This is a genomic window from Kitasatospora nipponensis (assembly GCF_039528135.1).
GTDB lineage: Bacteria > Actinomycetota > Actinomycetes > Streptomycetales > Streptomycetaceae > Kitasatospora > Kitasatospora nipponensis.
In genome coordinates this window covers 1-541 of the sequence record NZ_BAAALF010001064.1, presented here as the reverse complement: position 1 = coordinate 541, position 541 = coordinate 1, and the positions used below count along the sequence as shown (strand labels likewise).

The 541-nt window shown below is 67.1% G+C and carries 1 protein-coding gene and 1 pseudogene; both read right to left on the bottom strand.

The window, feature by feature from the left end; translation table 11 throughout:
• Window positions 1-289: pseudogene (locus ABD323_RS44885) on the bottom strand (MFS transporter); the annotation flags it as partial.
• Window positions 290-359: 70 nt separating this feature from the next.
• Window positions 360-541, bottom strand: a 182-nt coding sequence (locus tag ABD323_RS44880; protein WP_344447713.1) for an ester cyclase, incomplete at its 5' end; no start/stop codon positions are given.

The window sequence follows — 541 nt, the reverse complement described above, 5'->3', positions numbered from 1 at the left end:
CTGCCTTCGAGCCGAGCAGCACCTTGCGGCCCCCGAGCCGGTCCCCGATGTGGCCGAAGGCCATCGCGCCGAGCGGGCGCATCAGGTAGGCGACGGCGAAGACCGCCAGGGTGATCAAGAGCGAGGTGGAGCCGGTGCCGAAGAACACCCGGGACAGCACGGTGGTCATGTACAGGTACAGCGTGAAGTCGTACCACTCCACGACGGTGGACAGGGCCGCTACCAGAATGGAGGACCGGGGCAGGACGGCTATCGCCTGAGCGGGCGGTGCGGGTGCGAGGGATTCCATGATGTGCCTTGCGGGAGGGCGGCAGCGCGGACCTGGAGGGTTGCGCGGGAGGAGGAGGCGACTGTCTGCCTCACGGCGCCGGTACGGCGCCGATCTGCTGCATGAGCCCGAGGAGATCGGGCTGACCCCGCTCTTTGACGATGCGTCCATCGGCCAGGTAGTAGAAGTTCATGGCCTGGACCGCGATCTTGTTGCCGGTGGCAGGGATGCCGAAGAACTCGCCTTCGTGAGTGCCGCGCATGGTGAACCGTG